The sequence below is a fragment of the Streptomyces nidicola genome (assembly GCF_050106155.1).
GTDB lineage: Bacteria > Actinomycetota > Actinomycetes > Streptomycetales > Streptomycetaceae > Streptomyces.
Genome location: NZ_JBNBPI010000001.1, coordinates 7,992,407 through 8,007,010, shown reverse-complemented (window position 1 = coordinate 8,007,010; position 14,604 = coordinate 7,992,407). Strand labels below are relative to the sequence as shown.

The 14,604-nt window shown below is 72.2% G+C and carries 14 protein-coding genes; 7 read left to right on the top strand and 7 right to left on the bottom strand.

The window, feature by feature from the left end; genetic code table 11:
• Positions 1–11 precede the first annotated feature (11 nt).
• On the bottom strand, positions 12–653 hold the full coding sequence (locus tag ACOKM3_RS36145; protein WP_426905464.1) for an alpha-ketoglutarate-dependent dioxygenase AlkB family protein: 642 nt from the start codon (positions 651–653) through the stop codon (positions 12–14).
• 101 nt (positions 654–754) lie between these two features.
• Between ACOKM3_RS36145 and ACOKM3_RS36140 the strand changes: the two genes are divergently transcribed.
• The 3 genes from ACOKM3_RS36140 to ACOKM3_RS36130 all read left to right on the top strand — a co-directional run bounded on the left by ACOKM3_RS36140 (position 755) and on the right by ACOKM3_RS36130 (position 3,825).
• Complete coding sequence (locus ACOKM3_RS36140) at positions 755–2,104, top strand: hypothetical protein (RefSeq protein ID WP_426905462.1); 1,350 nt, start codon at positions 755–757, stop codon at positions 2,102–2,104.
• A gap of 29 nt (positions 2,105–2,133) precedes the next feature.
• The gene (locus ACOKM3_RS36135; protein WP_426905461.1) at positions 2,134–2,922 is read left to right on the top strand and encodes a methyltransferase domain-containing protein; all 789 of its coding nucleotides are present in this window, start codon (positions 2,134–2,136) and stop codon (positions 2,920–2,922) included.
• 93 nt (positions 2,923–3,015) lie between these two features.
• Positions 3,016–3,825 (top strand): response regulator transcription factor, encoded by an 810-nt coding sequence (locus ACOKM3_RS36130; protein ID WP_426905460.1) that lies wholly within the window; start codon positions 3,016–3,018, stop codon positions 3,823–3,825.
• Positions 3,826–3,846: 21 nt separating this feature from the next.
• Here ACOKM3_RS36130 and ACOKM3_RS36125 read toward each other — a convergent pair whose 3' ends face one another.
• The gene (locus ACOKM3_RS36125; protein WP_426905459.1) at positions 3,847–4,722 is read right to left on the bottom strand and encodes a polysaccharide deacetylase family protein; all 876 of its coding nucleotides are present in this window, start codon (positions 4,720–4,722) and stop codon (positions 3,847–3,849) included.
• A gap of 299 nt (positions 4,723–5,021) precedes the next feature.
• Here ACOKM3_RS36125 and ACOKM3_RS36120 point away from each other — a divergent pair, with 299 nt between their 5' ends.
• On the top strand, positions 5,022–6,692 hold the full coding sequence (locus ACOKM3_RS36120) for a putative glycoside hydrolase (protein ID WP_426905458.1): 1,671 nt from the start codon (positions 5,022–5,024) through the stop codon (positions 6,690–6,692).
• 116 nt (positions 6,693–6,808) lie between these two features.
• Here ACOKM3_RS36120 and ACOKM3_RS36115 read toward each other — a convergent pair whose 3' ends face one another.
• Together ACOKM3_RS36115 and ACOKM3_RS36110 are read right to left on the bottom strand one after the other, a co-directional pair.
• A complete protein-coding gene (locus ACOKM3_RS36115) occupies positions 6,809–7,660 on the bottom strand; it encodes a class II fructose-bisphosphate aldolase (RefSeq protein WP_426905457.1) in 852 nt (283 codons plus the stop codon).
• A gap of 34 nt (positions 7,661–7,694) precedes the next feature.
• On the bottom strand, positions 7,695–8,612 hold the full coding sequence (locus ACOKM3_RS36110) for an SIS domain-containing protein (protein WP_426905456.1): 918 nt from the start codon (positions 8,610–8,612) through the stop codon (positions 7,695–7,697).
• A gap of 192 nt (positions 8,613–8,804) precedes the next feature.
• Between ACOKM3_RS36110 and ACOKM3_RS36105 the strand changes: the two genes are divergently transcribed.
• From ACOKM3_RS36105 to ACOKM3_RS36095, 3 genes are all read left to right on the top strand, one after another.
• Positions 8,805–9,584 carry a DeoR/GlpR family DNA-binding transcription regulator gene (locus ACOKM3_RS36105; protein WP_426905455.1) on the top strand — a complete coding sequence of 260 codons (780 nt, stop codon included), beginning with the start codon at positions 8,805–8,807 and terminating at the stop codon, positions 9,582–9,584.
• A 125-nt stretch (positions 9,585–9,709) separates the two neighbouring features.
• Positions 9,710–10,921 carry an MFS transporter gene (locus tag ACOKM3_RS36100; protein WP_426905454.1) on the top strand — a complete coding sequence of 404 codons (1,212 nt, stop codon included), beginning with the start codon at positions 9,710–9,712 and terminating at the stop codon, positions 10,919–10,921.
• Positions 10,922–10,977: 56 nt separating this feature from the next.
• The gene (locus tag ACOKM3_RS36095) at positions 10,978–11,724 is read left to right on the top strand and encodes a maleylpyruvate isomerase family mycothiol-dependent enzyme (RefSeq protein WP_426905453.1); all 747 of its coding nucleotides are present in this window, start codon (positions 10,978–10,980) and stop codon (positions 11,722–11,724) included.
• Positions 11,725–11,747: 23 nt separating this feature from the next.
• On the opposite strand, the gene ACOKM3_RS36090 is transcribed toward ACOKM3_RS36095, so the two are convergent.
• The 3 genes from ACOKM3_RS36090 to ACOKM3_RS36080 form a co-directional block, all read right to left on the bottom strand.
• Complete coding sequence (locus ACOKM3_RS36090) at positions 11,748–12,413, bottom strand: response regulator (protein ID WP_426905452.1); 666 nt, start codon at positions 12,411–12,413, stop codon at positions 11,748–11,750.
• The gene (locus ACOKM3_RS36085; RefSeq protein ID WP_426905451.1) at positions 12,410–13,666 is read right to left on the bottom strand and encodes a sensor histidine kinase; all 1,257 of its coding nucleotides are present in this window, start codon (positions 13,664–13,666) and stop codon (positions 12,410–12,412) included. Before ACOKM3_RS36085 ends, ACOKM3_RS36090 begins: the two co-directional genes overlap by 4 nt.
• 78 nt (positions 13,667–13,744) lie before the next feature.
• Complete coding sequence (locus tag ACOKM3_RS36080) at positions 13,745–14,470, bottom strand: TetR/AcrR family transcriptional regulator (protein ID WP_426905450.1); 726 nt, start codon at positions 14,468–14,470, stop codon at positions 13,745–13,747.
• Positions 14,471–14,604 lie beyond the last annotated feature (134 nt).

The following is a 14,604-nucleotide window of genomic DNA, read 5'->3' as shown; positions in this document are numbered from 1 at the left end:
GACGGCCGCACCTACAAGCCGCTGACCCGCAGCGTGATGTTGAGCCGCCCGCTCAGGCCGAGCCCGGGCGGCGCCGTCCCCGGCTCGGTCCTCGGCACCCCGTGGTACGCGAACCGTGATTCACCACCGAACACGAACAGGTCCCCGCTGCGCAGCTCGACGTCGGTGTACGGCTTCGTACGGGTCTCGGTGTTGCCGAACCGGAAGACGCAGGTGTCGCCGAGGCTGAGGGACACGACCGGCGCGGTCGACTTCTCGTCGCGGTCCTTGTGCATGCCCATGTGGGCGTCGGTGTCGTAGTAGTTGATCAGGGCGATGTCGTACGTCTCCTGCGGCGCCTCGCCGTAGGCGGCGGTGACCGCGCGGCGTCCGAGCGCGGCCAACTCGTCCGGCATGGGCTTCACGGGCGACCCGTCGCCGTCGACGACCGTGCGCGCGTACCCGTACGGGAACCAGTGCCAGCCGAGGCCGAACTGCCGGACCGACATGCGCCCGCCGCCGGGGGTGGTCACTTCTCTGAGCCCGGCCGGCGGCCTCGCCCACGCACGGCATTGTTCGAGCAGTTCCCGCTGCTCCTCGGCGGGGAGCCAGTCCGGCAGGTGCACGGCTCCCGGAGCGACGGCTCTGCGCTCACGGGCAAACAGCTCACTCATGCGTCCAGGCTATGCCGGGCTCCCGGCCGTCAATCAGCCCGGCCGTCAATCAGAAGTTGTTCCCATACCGGGGGCCGTGCGGCGGTGCCAGCGTCGTCGCCATGACGTTCTATCGACCGAAACCACGTACGGAACCACGACCGGCCCAGCGGCCGGCTCGCCCCGACACCGTCGAGGAATCCGGGCTGCACGCCAGGGGTTCCGCCCATGAGCTCTCGAGCGCCCCCGCCGAGCCTCCACCGGGGAGCATCCACGCGCGCGGCGGGGCGCAGTCCTCGTTCGAACCACGCGAGGAGGCGCCGCGCGAGGAGAAGCCGCGCGAGGAGAAGCCGCGCCCGGCACTGCTCGAAGAGACACCCCGCCAGGACCTGCCGGAGGCCCCGGCCGACAGCTACGCGGAGTTCGGCTGCGAGGTGAACGCCCTCGCCCCGGACCGCCTCCTCGACCACTACGCGCGGTCGCGGCTCCTCTACGCCGAGAAGGCGGCCCGGCTGGAGCCCTTCATGCCATTGGTCCTGGACAACTGGGAGCGGGCCGCCGCGGCGGGCAGTTCACTGCTGCGGGTGGTGTTCCGTCGCACGCCCGACGACGGTCTCGCCTCGATGGCGACGTGGCGCTGCACCTGGACCTGCTGGCACGCCCAGCACCTGGTCGGCTCAGGGCCGCCGGAGGCGGTGCGGGCCGTGATTCTGGCGAGCCAGAAGACGACGATGCGCGAGGGGCGTTTCGGCGCCGTCCAGATGTGGTTCCGGCCCGACCACCCTTATATGGGGCGGGTGTTCGGGACCCTGGGGGAATGGATGCCGCCCGGCACCGGCTCCGTCGAGCCCGGCGACTACCTGATGGTGCCTCTGCCGGTCGCACGTTCCCTGGCGGACCCGGACGACCACGACGCGTCGACGACCGAATGGGACGGCGCCGGGGCATGCGCCGAACTCGCCTCCCTGGCCGTCCGTACGCGCGGTGTCCTGTACGCACGGGCGGAGGAACTGTGGACGGACGACCTGCTGCTGACGGCGCTGGACCTTCTGTACCGCAGGGTCGGACTGCGACGCCGGCGCCGGATCTGGTTGCACCCGGACGAGCGGGGGCGGCTGTCGGGCGCGGCCCTCGCCCACGAAGGGCCGCTGGGGCTCAACCTGTCCCTCTTGGAGAACCGCCTCGACCTGCTCGTCGATCCCGGCCTGGACGCGGCGCGGGCCGAGCGGGTGGTCCGCAGGCTCCTGCCCCGGGCGTGCGAGGCCTACGAGTCGTTCCCGCTCGGTGCGATCCCGGTGGCCACCGACGCCAGGACGGGCCGGTTCCTGCGCGCGGCCGGGGCCGAGCCGGTCGCCCCGTACTCCCGGGCGATCTGGCTCGCCGAGGGATACGCCGACTTCTACCGGCACATCGACGAGCTGTACGGCCGGCCGGGAGCCGGGGCGGCATCGGAGCGGAGGGCCGGTCCGTGACTCGCCACGACCTCACGCAAGATCCGCCCGTGACGGGCCCGTACCTCATGGAGGACCCACGCGAGGCCGCCCGGCTTCAGGCGAAGGTGGACGCCCCGCGATGGGTGCGGACGCATCTGCCGCACGTCATGTCGCCGCGGGCGACGGTGCTCGACGTGGGCGCGGGCCCCGGGCACGTGGCCACCGCCGTCCTGCGGCGATGGCCGACGGCGATGGTGGTCGCCGTCGACACCAGCGCCGGACGGCTGGCCGCCGGAGTGCGCGAGGGCGGGACCGCGACACCCTGGCGCTGCTGCGCGGACGCCTGCCGACTCCCCTTCCCCACCGGCTCGTTCGACGTGGTCTACAGCCGGTTGCTGCTCCAGTACGTCGAGCGCCGCGGCGCGGCAGTCGCCGAGATGGCACGCGTCACCCGCCGTGGCGGGGCGGTCGTGCTGTTCGACCTCGACGGTCAGCTCGTCTGGCACGACCCCGTCCCCGCGGAGCTCGGCGCGCTGCTCGCCCGGGTCGCACCCGCGCTGCGGGCGGCCGGCTTCGACCCCCATGCGGGACGCGCGCTGTACCGGCTGGCTCGGGCGGCCGGACTGCGCGAACTCGCCGTCCGGGTGGCGCCCTATCACCTGATCGCGGGGCGGGTGGCGCCGGTCGAACGGGCCCACTGGGCACTGAAGTTGGACATCGCCCGTCCGTTCCTCGCGCACGCCCTGGGGTCACCCGCGGCGGCGGACCGGGCCGTCGCGGTGTTCCTGGAATTCCTCGAAGCCGAGGACACCCTGAGCTATTCCGTCGCCTTCACCGTCACCGGGCGCCGCCCCTGACACCCCGACACGGCCGGCGCGCCCTGGAGGGGAGCCCGCGCCGGCCGCCCGGATCGGTGGAAGGGATCAGCCGGGCAGGGCCAAGCTGTACCCATGAGGGATCTGTCGGTACGGGACTACGAGCAGATGCTCGACCTCGCGGCGGCCGTGTACGGCGGCCCGGGCCCCGGCCCGTCCTGGCCGCACCTGCTCACCGAACTCGGTACCTGCCTGCACGGTGATGTCAGCGTGCTGGTCGCCCTCCATTGGGACGCGGGCACCGGGCGGATGGTCACCGGGCACCCGGACTGGCTCAGCGGGCGGCCGATGAACACCCTCATCACCCGGCACATGCGGGCCCATCCGCTCATGCGTCTGTATGCCGCCGGACACAGCGGCCCGTTGACGCTCGACGACGTGGCCGACGCGAAGTGGTGGCACAGCGAAGCGCACCGGGCCGGCCGCGAGACCATCGGCGTCACCCGCCAGCTCGCCGTGCCGCTGCGGGCCCCGCCGGGAGTCGTGCGCACCCTGGTGATCGGGCGGGGCGGCTCGGACTTCGGCGAGCGGGACCGCGCCGTCGCGCGGCGCCTCCCGCCACTACTGACCGGGCTCGACGCCCATCTGCGCGGGCTCGAGGCACTGCGCCGCGCCCTGCCGGACGCGGGCCCGCCGTCGGCGCCGGAGCAGCGGGCCGCCACGTACGGCATCACTCCACGCGAGCTGACGGTGCTCGCGCTGCTGGCGCGCGGTCTCACGGCGGAGGCGACCGCCCGCAGACTGCACATCACCGTGCACACGGTGCTCAAGCATCGCGAACACCTCTACCGCAAGCTCGGCTCCCACGACCGGCTCACCACGGTGCTCCTGGCCCAGGAACTCGGCCTGCTGCCGACGCGGGAGGACGCTTCGTCGACGCCGTGACGAGGACGCCCGCCCGAGCCGTCAGTACGGCCGCAGCTCCCCCTTCTCCGCCGTCTTGCCCGGCCGCGCGCCCGTGTCCTTCGGGTACGAGACGTGGTCCGGGTCGCCGTCGGACGTGTAGCGGGCGAGTTTCCGCGCGGACAGCTGGTCGAGCCAGTGCGTGGAGCTGTAGTTGGCGTCCTTGCCCTTGGCGGGGGCCGAGCGGATGCGGGGGATCGCGGCCGGGTCGAAGGAGTCCGCATACGGGGAGGGTGCCGGGTTCGCGCCGACGAGGTAGACGCCCCGGTTCTTGTACGCCGTGCCGGACGCGCTGCCGGTCAGGGCGAGGTCGGCGGGCTCGGACTGGGCGCCGTACGGGAGGGCGAGGGAGCGGACGGTCGTGCCGGGGACGTCGCGCACGATCGAGCGCTGGCCCTCGGCGATCTGGTGGCGGACCTCGGAGGCGTCGCTCTGCGCGAGGTTGGCGTGGTCGAGGGTGTGGTTGCCGATCTCGAAGCCGTTCTTCTTCAGCCAGGTCAGGGCCTTCTTCTGGCCGGTGGCGGGGAACGCGTCGCCGTTCACGAAGAGCGTGGCGCGGGCCTTGAAGCGCGGGTGGTCGCGGGCGACGGCGCGCAGGACACCGACCGCGCAGTCGTCGGTGGGTTCGCCGTCGGCCCCGAGGCGGAGCTGGCTGTCGGTGGAGTCGTCGAAGGTAAGGACGACCGGGTGGGAACCGGCCGGGATGTCGATCCTCCCCGTCTCGTACTCGCCCGCGGTCACGGGCACGTACCCCTCGCGCACCAGGCGTTCCAGTTCGGCGCGGAGGTCCTTGGGTGTCCGGTCGTACGCGCTCTTCGGGTGCTCGAGGATCTGGTGGTACATGAGCACCGGCACGGCGCCCAGTTCGTTGGCGCGCACCTTTTCCGGTGCCGGAGGTTTGGCCGGTTTCGCTGCCCCGGACGTGTGTCCTGAGCCCGGGGAGTGGGAATCCTGCCGGTCACCGGCGGACTGCGGGGACTTGGCTCCGTCAGCCGGCGCATCACTCTCGGTACCACCGCAGGAGACCGCGGCCATCGCAAGGACCAGAGCAGATACGGCAGTTGTGCCGGACCGGTGAACACGAGACAGACGAGAAAAACGAAGAAGACGAGGACGACGAGGACGACGAGGACGACGCAGTAGACCACGACGCACGAGACCTCCTGGAGGATCTGCTGATGCGGCTCGACTGGAAGAACTGGCTCCGCTCCCCCACCTCCCGCTCATCCGGTTCCGTTTCCGACCCTGCGGCCAGTGCTTCCCCGGCGGGCTTCCCGCGCAGACGGCCGGTCATCCTCGTGTGCGTACTGCTCGCACTGGTTCTCGCCATAGGCGGCACACTCTCGCTACGCGCCGCACACGGAACCACCCTGAACCTCGTGGGCCTGCCGAACGACGGCAAGCTGGGCGCGCAGCTCCTGCGCACGGGGAAGTTCGAGGTCGCGGGCGCCGAGGGCGACGAACTCAAGGGCACCAAGGTCACCCTCGACGGCAAGCCCCTGCGGACCCGGGCCGCGCACGGCAGCGCCGGCACCCTCTCCGTCGACCTGGGTGACATCAAGGACGGCACACACGAACTGCGTGTCACCCACCCCGGTTCCTGGTCCACCGGTGACACCGAGGTCGTCCGAAAACTGACGGTCGACACCGAGGCACCCCGCCTCAAGGTGGCCGACACCAAGGCGGACGGCTTCCACGAGCCCGTCACCGTCAGGGGCACGGCGGCCGGCGCGCGGCGAATAGCCGTCGCGGGGCACACGGCGAAGCCCGCGAAGGACGGTGCCTTCGCGGTCCGGCTTCCGCGTCCGCCGGGACGTACGACGGTCACCGCGACGGACGCCGCGGGCAACACGGCCCGCCGGGAGGCCGAACTCACCGTGCACCGGCCGGTGTTGAAGGCCGTGCACGTCAGCGCCCAGGGGTGGGCCTCCGACGCGCTGCGGAAACCGGTCATGAAGATGCTGAAGCAGAAGAAGATCAACGCCGTGCAGCTCGACATCAAGGACGAGCTCGGCGAGGTCGGCTACGCCTCGAAGGTGCCCCTGGCGAAGAGCGTCGGCGCCGCCAAGGGGTACTACGACGCGAAGAAGGCCATCAAGGAGATCCACGCCGCGGGCGGCACGGTCGTCGGCCGCATCGTCGCCTTCCGCGACCCGATTCTCGCCACCAAGTCCTGGAAGTCCGGGCACCGCGACCGCGTGGTGCGGACCCCGGGCGGGGGCGCCTACAACGGCGGCAGCTACGGCCAGTTGTCGTTCACCAACTTCGCGAACAAGGAGGTGCGGCAGTACAACATCGACCTGGCCGCGGAGGCCGCGAGGCTGGGCTTCGACGACATCCTCTACGACTACATCCGCCGCCCGGACGGCCCGATCCGCAAGATGTCCTTCCCGGGCCTCGGTGACACCACGCCCGAGCGGTCCGTCGCCGATGTCGTCGGCGAGACCCGTGCCGCCGTCCGCAAGCACGACGCGTTCCTCGGTGTCTCGGTGTTCGGCATCGCCGTCGACCGGCCGAAGGAGATCGCCCAGGACGTCGGCATGCTCGCGCAGGAGGCCGACTACATCTCGCCGATGATCTACCCCTCGCACTGGGCCCAGGGCGAGTACGGCGTCTCCGACCCCAACTCCCACCCGTACCCGATCACCAAGCGCTCCCTCGCCGCCTTCGCGAAGAAGACCCGGCACACCGACGCGCAGATCGTCCCCTGGATCCAGGACTTCTCCCTCGGCGTCTCCTACGGCGACAAGGAGGTCCGCGCCCAACTCGACGCGGCCCGCTCCGACGGCATCAAGGGGTTCCTGCTGTGGAATCCGGGGGTGCGGTACCACGCGGGGGCGTTGGATTGACGGGCTGATGGATTGACGGGCTGATGGGCTGAGGTACGGGCGGTGCCATAAGCCGCGCACCGCCCCGACCAGCGCGCTCCCCTCAGCCGTACACCACTCCGATCAGCGCGCTCCCCTCAACCGCGCACCACCCCGATCAACTCGCTCACGGTGCGCACCATCGCCTCGCGTGCCACCTTGAGGTACTTGCGTGAGTCGACCGCTTCGGGGTGTGCGGTGAGGAACTCGCGGATGGCGGACGTCATCGCGATGTTCAGGGCCGTCCCCACGTTGACCTTGGCGATGCCGCCGCGGACCGCCGCCGCCAGCTCGTCGTCGGGCACGCCGGACGAGCCGTGCAGCACCAGCGGCACGTCGAGGCCGTCGGCGAGCCGTTTGAGCAGGTCGTGGTCGAGCGTGGCGGTGCGGGTGGTCATCGCGTGCGAGGAGCCGACCGCGACGGCGAGTGCGTCGACGCCCGTGTCGGTGACGTAGGCGCGGGCCTCGCCGGGGTCGGTGCGGGCGCCGGGCGCGTGCGCGTCCAGGGGCGCGGCGCCGTCCTTGCCGCCGACCTGGCCCAACTCCGCTTCCACCCATAGCCCGTTGGCGTGAGCCCAGTCGGCGGCGGCACGCGTCGCGGCGAGGTTCTCGTCGTAGGGCAGCCGGGCGGCGTCGTACATCACCGAACCGAACCCGGCGTCGGCGGCCTGGCGCAGGAGGTCGTCGCTCTCTACGTGGTCCAGGTGCAGGCCGACGTCGACGGGCGCCCCCTCGGCGGCGGCGACCGCGGCGCGGGACAGCGGCAGGAGTCGGCCGTAGCGGTAGCGCACGGCGTTCTCGCTGATCTGGAGGATGACGGGGGCGTCCACCGCCTCGGCGCCCGCGACGACCGCCTCGATGTGTTCGAGGGTGATCACGTTGAACGCGGCCACGGCGCCGCGCCGGGCCGCCGCCGCGCCGACGAGGGTCCCTGTTGCTGCGAGGGGCACTGCCCCTCCCTTCTCAAGTCCTGTACGGGGAAGGTCAGTTGGCGTCGAGGATCACCGAGCGGGTGAGGTGGCGGGGGCGGTCCGGGTCGAGTTCGCGGCGGGCGGCCACGGCGACGGCGAGGCGCTGCGCGCGGACCAGTTCGGCCAGCGGGTCGAGGCCGCCCTCGATCCAGAGCCCGCCGGTCGCTGCGACCTGCTCGGCGAGACCCTCGGGCGCCTCGCCGAGCATCCACGTCGCGGTGCCGGAGGTGGTGATGCTGATGGGGCCGTGGCGGTACTCCATCGCCGGGTACGCCTCGGTCCACGACAGGGAGGCTTCGCGCATCTTGAGCGCCGCCTCGTTCGCGAGGCCGACCGTCCAGCCGCGGCCGAGGAAGGTGAACTGCTCGCAGCCCACGAGGCCTTCGGGCAGCGGCTCGGCGAGCGCCGTGCGCGCGTCGGCGACCGCCTGCTCGGAGTGCAGGCCGAAGTGGGCGCGCAGGAGGGTCAGGGCGGTGGTGGCGAAGCGGGTCTGGACGACCGACTGCTCGTCCGCGAAGTCGAGGACGACCAGGTCGTCCGCGGCGTCCGCGATCGGGGTGGCCGGGTCGCCGGTGACCGCCGTGGTGCGGGCCCTGCCCCGGTGGGCGGCGAGGAGGTCGAGGACCTCGGTGGTGGTGCCGGACCGGGTCAGCGCGATCACGTGGTCGTAGGAGCGGCCTGCCGGGAACTCCGACGCGGCGAACGCGTCGGTCTCACCCTGTCCGGCCTGCTCGCGCAGCGCGGCGGCGGCCTGCGCCATGAACCACGAGGTGCCGCAGCCGATGATCGCCACCCGCTCCCCCGCCGCCGGCAGCGCCGCCTTGTGCCGGGTGGCGAGCCCGGCGGCCCGCGTCCAGCACTCCGGCTGGCTGTTCAGTTCGTGTCCGACGTGGCTTTCCTTGTGACCCGTCCGGCCCTGGTCGTCGCTCATGCCGTGCCCCCACTCCGCGGTTGGTCACGCCTCTGGGGGCGCGCTCACTGGATGCGTGTTCTTGCAAGATATAGCGAGCTTTCGCGCACAATCAAGCATTCGTGCGCATGCCGGTTAAGGTCGTGCCACCGACGTGCCACCGAATGCGCCACCGCACGTACCACCGAACCGAACGACGAGTTGGAGCCGCCGATGTCCCGCGACGCCCGCTGGAAGTCCCTCCTGGAACTGCTCGTCGAGCGCGGGCGCCTGGACGTGGAGGACGCGGCGAGCGAGCTCGGCGTCTCCGCCGCGACCATCCGCCGCGACTTCGACGGGCTCGCCGAGCAGCAGATGCTGGTGCGCACCCGCGGCGGCGCCGTCGTGCACGGCGTCAGCTATGAACTCCCCTTGCGCTACAAGTCCGCACTCGGCGCCGCCGAGAAGCAGCGCATCGCGAAGGCCGTCGCCGAACTCGTCACACCCGGCGAGGCGGTCGGTCTCACCGGCGGCACGACCACGACGGAGGTGGCGCGGGCGCTCGCCGTCCGGCCCGACCTCGCGTCCGGGACGCCCGCCCTGACGATCGTCACGAACGCGCTCAACATCGCCAACGAGCTCGCGGTGCGGCCCCAGTTCAAGATCGTGCTCACGGGTGGGGTCGCGCGCCCGCAGTCGTACGAGTTGATCGGCCCGCTCGCCGACGGCGTGCTCGGCCAGGTCACGCTCGACACGGCGGTGCTCGGCGTCGTCGGCCTCGACGTCACGCACGGCGCGTCCGCGCACGACGAGGCGGAGGCGGCGATCAACCGGATGTTGTGCGAGCGGGCGGAGCGCGTGGTGGTCGCGGCCGACTCCAGCAAGCTGGGCCACCGGGCGTTCGCCCGGATCTGCGACGTGGCGCAGGTGGACGTCCTCGTCACGGACACGGCGGCGGACAAGGCGACCCTCGGCCGGTTCGAGGAGGCGGGCGTCCGGGTCCTCACCGTGTAGCCCACACACCTACCGGCACTCACCGTGTACCCCACACACACCTGCCCGTACTCACCGTGTAACCCGCACACACCCGCGGGCAAACCCCCTTGTTCGGCACCGGAGTCCCGTCCTACTCTGACTTTGTGCCGCTACTGAACAAACTCGGGACCGTCAACGCCGACGACCCCCGCGCCGCGTCCCTGGCCCGTCTGCGCCTGGCCCTCACCGCGTTCTTCGCGCTCGACGGCTTCGTCTTCGCCGGCTGGGTGGTGCGCATCCCCGCCGTCAAGGCGCAGACCGGGGCGTCCGCGAGCGCCCTCGGCCTCGCACTGCTCGGCGTCTCGGCCGGCGCCGTGATCACGATGATGCTGACCGGACGGCTGTGCCGGCGCTTCGGCTCGCACGCGGTGACCGTGGCGTGCGGCGTGCTGCTCCCGCTGACGGTGATCCTGCCGCCGCTCACGCACTCACCCCTCGCGCTCGGCCTCGTCCTGCTGGCGTTCGGCGCGGCGTACGGCGGCATCAACGTGGCGATGAACAGCGCCGCCGTCGACCTCGTCGGCGCCCTCGGCAGGCCGATCATGCCCAGCTTCCACGCCGCGTTCAGCCTCGGCGGCATGGTCGGCTCGGGCCTCGGCGGCCTGGTCGCGGCACATCTGACACCCACCAAGCACCTGATGGCGATCGCCGTACTCGGCCTGGCCGTCACCGCGTGCGCCGCACCGACGCTGCTGCGCCACCCGGCGCCGGGCCCCGTGGACCGGGCGCCCGACACCGAGGCCCCCCGCACCGGCACACGTATCGACAACCGCACCCGCCTCCTCGTCCTGGTCTTCGGCCTCATCGCGCTGTGCACGGCGTACGGCGAGGGGGCGCTGGCCGACTGGAGCGCGCTGCACATGGAGCAGGACCTGCACGCCCACCCGGGCATCGCGGCGGCCAGCTACTCGTGCTTCGCGTTCGCCATGACGATCGGCCGGCTCACCGGCACGTCCCTGCTCGAACGGCTCGGCAGAACACGGACGTTGGTGGCCGGCGGCCTCACCGGCGCGGTCGGCATGCTGCTCGGTTCGCTGGCGCCCACGGTGTGGCTCGCACTCCTCGGTTTCGCGATCACCGGGATCGGCCTGGCGAACCTCTTCCCCGTCGCGATCGAACGGGCCGGGGCGCTCGCCGGGCCCACGGGCGTCGCGGCCGCGTCCACGCTCGGCTACGGCGGCATGCTGCTCGGCCCGCCCGCCATCGGCTTCATGGCGGACTGGTTCTCCCTGTCCGCGGCCCTGACGAGCGTGGCCTTGCTCGCCGCGGTGGCGGCCACGATCGGCTTCGCGACGCGGCGGGTGGCGACGACGTAGACCACGTCATGGAATGGGCTTGCGTGGGCCCACACGTGTCACGGCAGACTCCGCGTATGCAGATTGCCGAACATATTCGAATCGTCGACGACGAGGGCCAGTTGCTGGCCGCGGCTGCCGAGGAGGCGGGCGTCGACGCCAAGGTGTCGACGTGCCCCGGCTGGCAGGTGCGCGATCTTCTACGTCACCAGGGTGCGGTGCACCGCTGGGCCAACTCGTACGTGGCGGAGGGACTTCAGGAGCGCCACCCCCTGGAGGACCGCTCCGACCTGGACGGCGACGCCCTGCTCTCCTGGTACCGCGAGGGACACCGCCAGCTGGTCGACACCCTGACGAACGCCCGTACCGATGTGGACTGTTGGGCCTTCCTGCCCGCACCTTCGCCGCTGGCGTTCTGGGCCCGGCGCCAGGCGCACGAGACGACGGTGCACCGGGTGGACGCGCAGTCCGCCCTGAACCGCGCCACCCACGAGGAACCCGACCCGCTCACCCCTGAGTTCGCGGTCGACGGGATCGACGAGCTGCTCATCGGCTTCCACGCCCGCAAGCGCAGCCGGGTGCGCTCGGACGTTCCCAGAACCCTGCGCGTACGGGCCACGGACGCGGGCGCGGACGCCGTGTGGACGGTACGGATCACACAGGACCCGCCGGCCGCCGAGCGCGGCGCCCCGGACGAGGCGGAGTGCGAACTCTCAGGTCCCGCCGCGCGGGTGTACCTGGCACTCTGGAACCGGCTGCCGTTCCCGGACGTGAGCGGGGACCCGGCACTCGCCGCGCTCTGGCGGGAGCACTCGGGGGTCTGACGGGCGCGCCGTCGCGACCGGAATCAGCCCAGCCACCCCGGCCGCACGAGCCCCGACTCGTAGGCCAGGACGACCAGTTGGGCCCGGTCGCGGGCACCCAGCTTCACCATCGTGCGGCTCACGTGGGTCTTCGCGGTGAGCGGGCTGACGACGAGGCGGCGGGCGATCTCCTCGTTGGACAGGCCGATGCCGACGAGCGCCATCACCTCCCGTTCCCGCTCGGTCAGTTCGGTGAGCGGCGCGACGGTCTCCGGCTCCTTCGAGCGCGCCGCGAACTCGGCGATCAGGCGGCGGGTGACGCCCGGCGAGAGCAGCGCGTCACCATGAACAACCGCCCTTACGGCGCGCAGCAGTTCCTCCGGCTCGGTGTCCTTGACGAGGAAGCCGGAGGCCCCGGAGCGGAGGGCCTCGAAGACGTACTCGTCGAGCTCGAAGGTGGTGAGCATGACCACCTTCACCGCCTCCAGGCCGGCGTCCTCGCCGATCCGCCGGGTCGCCGCGAGGCCGTCGAGCAGCGGCATGCGGATGTCCATGAGCACGACGTCGGGGCGCAGTTCACGCACCAGGCGCACCGCTTCCTCGCCGTCCGCGGCCTCGCCCGCGACCTCGATGTCGCTCTGCGCGTCGAGCAGCGCCCGGAACCCGGCGCGGACGAGTGACTGGTCGTCGGCGAGCAGTACGCGGATCACTTCGGGGCCTCCCGATTCGTGGCGGTGAGGGGCAGCCGGGCGACGACGCGGAAGCCTCCGTCGGCGCGCGGGCCCGCCTCGATCGTGCCACCGAGGGCGGCGGCTCGCTCGCGCATCCCGGCGAGCCCGTTGCCGCTGCCGCCCGCGTCGGCGTGGGTCGAGGGGCCGTCGTCGTCGACGGTGAGGGTCAATGCGTCGTTCCCGTACGAGAGTTGTACGCGCGCGTGGCGTGAGCCCGAGTGCCGTACGACGTTGGTGAGCGCTTCCTGCACGATGCGGAACGCGGCGAGGTCGGCGCCCGGCGACAGTGCGGGCGGCACGGTCGGCGTTCCCTCGGTGGTGACGTCGACGGTGAGCCCGGCGCCCGCCGCCTGGTCGACGAGTTCCGGGAGGCGGTCGAGGCCGGGCGCGGGTGCGCGGGGCGCGTCGCCGGGGGCCCGGAGGGTGTCGAGAACCTGCCGCACCTCTCCCAGCGCCTCCTTGCTCGCGCTCTTGATGGTGGTCAGCGCGGTACGGGCCTGCTCCGGGTCGGTGTCGAGCAGGGCGAGCCCGACGCCCGCCTGCACATTGATCACGGAGATGGAGTGGGCGAGCACGTCGTGCAGTTCGCGGGCGATGCGCAGGCGTTCCTCGTCGGCCCGCCGCCTGGCCGCCTTCTCCCGCTCTACGCGCGCGTGCTCCCACTGTTCGCGCCGCACCCGCGCCAGCTCGGCGATCGCCATGATCGCGAGCACCCAGGCCGCGACGATCCCCTCCTGCGCCCACGGGGCCGCCCCGTCGCCGGAGGGCGGCAGATACGCGTACAGCCAGTGCCCGATGAGCAGATGCCCCGCCCAGAGCACCCCGACGGCCGTCCAGGCCGCCCACCGGCGCCCGGCCACGATCGCGGAGAAGCACGCGAGGCCCACGAGCAGGAACACGGGACCGTACGGATAACCGGCACCCAGGTACACGGCCACGCACACCGTCGTACCGAACGCGACGGCGACCGGGTACCGCCGGCGCCACAGGAGCAGCACGCCCCCGACGAGCATCAGCAGCCGCGCGAACACGTCCAGGTCCGCGCGCTCACCCACCTGCCCGTGCGCGGCGAAGTTGGTCCCCACGAGGACGAACGCGGTGACGAGCAGCGTGGACCGCCACGGCCACCGCCGGTCGCCCTCGGCGGAGCCACGCCCCCACCGGTCGCGCAGCCACGGTGGCCCGCCCCGCTGCCGGGGCGGGCCACCGTCACGTACGCGCTGCTCGTCCATGCCGCCACGCTAAGCGCCGGGGGCGGTGTCGGGCGTCCGCCGTGCGAGGTGATCACGCGTACTTCCGCGGGAGTACGACTACGTGGAGAGCCCGACGTCCCGGGCGAGGCGCGACACGGCGTGGGCGAAGAAGGCCGCTCGGTCGTCGACGACGCGGTTGAACTGGCCGAACAGCTCGAAACCGATGAGCCCGAACAGCTGCGCCCACGCGGCGACGAGTGCGGCCACCACGCCCGGCGGCAGGTCCGGCGCGAGGTCCGCGGCCATGCGCTCGGCCTCGGCCCGCAGCTCGCCGGAGAGCTCGGGCTCCGCCACGCCGCCGCCCTGGTGCGCGTCGCGGACGATCCCGATGAGCAGTTGCCCGACGCGGGCTGCGGCCCTGACCGTGCTGTCCGGAGCCGTGTATCCGGGCACGGGGGACCCGTAGATGAGGGCGTACTCGTGCGGGTACGCCAGGGCCCAGTCCCGTACCGCCCCGCACACGGCGTTCCAGCGCTCAGTGGCCGACGACGTCAGGACGAAGCCGACGTCGGCGCCCTCGGCGGCCTCGCCCAGGGCGTCGTACGCGTCGATGATGAGCGCGGTCAGCAGGTCGTCGCGGCTGGGGAAGTAGCGGTACAGGGCCGAGGAGACCATGCCGAGTTCGCGGGCGACGGCGCGCAGCGAGAGTTTGGCCGCGCCGCCTTCGGCGAGCTGTCTGCGCGCCTCGTCCTTGATGGCGGCGGTGACCTCCTGCCGGGCGCGGGCGCGGGCTCCTTGGGCGGCACTCGTGGCTCGTGGGGGTGTGCTGCGGCTCGTACTCATGCGTCGAGTGTTCCACGAATACGGAGCGGTGCACACATCACAGTGCGCCGCTCAAAAAAGAGAGCACTGCTCTTGCTTTGGATCACCGAACGCGTGCAGACTGCTCTCAAGCGAGAGCACCGCTCACACTTTTC

What these genes read in the sequence shown, in the direction of transcription:
- ACOKM3_RS36085 (WP_426905451.1), bottom strand. Translation starts at nt 13,666, where the DNA reads ATGGACGAGCAGCGCGTACGTGACGGTGGCCCGCCCCGGCAGCGGGGC.
- ACOKM3_RS36130 (WP_426905460.1), top strand. Translation starts at nt 3,016, where the DNA reads ATGAGGGATCTGTCGGTACGGGACTACGAGCAGATGCTCGACCTCGCG.
- ACOKM3_RS36105 (WP_426905455.1), top strand. Translation starts at nt 8,805, where the DNA reads ATGTCCCGCGACGCCCGCTGGAAGTCCCTCCTGGAACTGCTCGTCGAG.
- ACOKM3_RS36095 (WP_426905453.1), top strand. Translation starts at nt 10,978, where the DNA reads ATGCAGATTGCCGAACATATTCGAATCGTCGACGACGAGGGCCAGTTG.
- ACOKM3_RS36110 (WP_426905456.1), bottom strand. Translation starts at nt 8,612, where the DNA reads ATGAGCGACGACCAGGGCCGGACGGGTCACAAGGAAAGCCACGTCGGA.
- ACOKM3_RS36145 (WP_426905464.1), bottom strand. Translation starts at nt 653, where the DNA reads ATGAGTGAGCTGTTTGCCCGTGAGCGCAGAGCCGTCGCTCCGGGAGCC.
- ACOKM3_RS36120 (WP_426905458.1), top strand. Translation starts at nt 5,022, where the DNA reads ATGCGGCTCGACTGGAAGAACTGGCTCCGCTCCCCCACCTCCCGCTCA.
- ACOKM3_RS36080 (WP_426905450.1), bottom strand. Translation starts at nt 14,470, where the DNA reads ATGAGTACGAGCCGCAGCACACCCCCACGAGCCACGAGTGCCGCCCAA.
- ACOKM3_RS36140 (WP_426905462.1), top strand. Translation starts at nt 755, where the DNA reads ATGACGTTCTATCGACCGAAACCACGTACGGAACCACGACCGGCCCAG.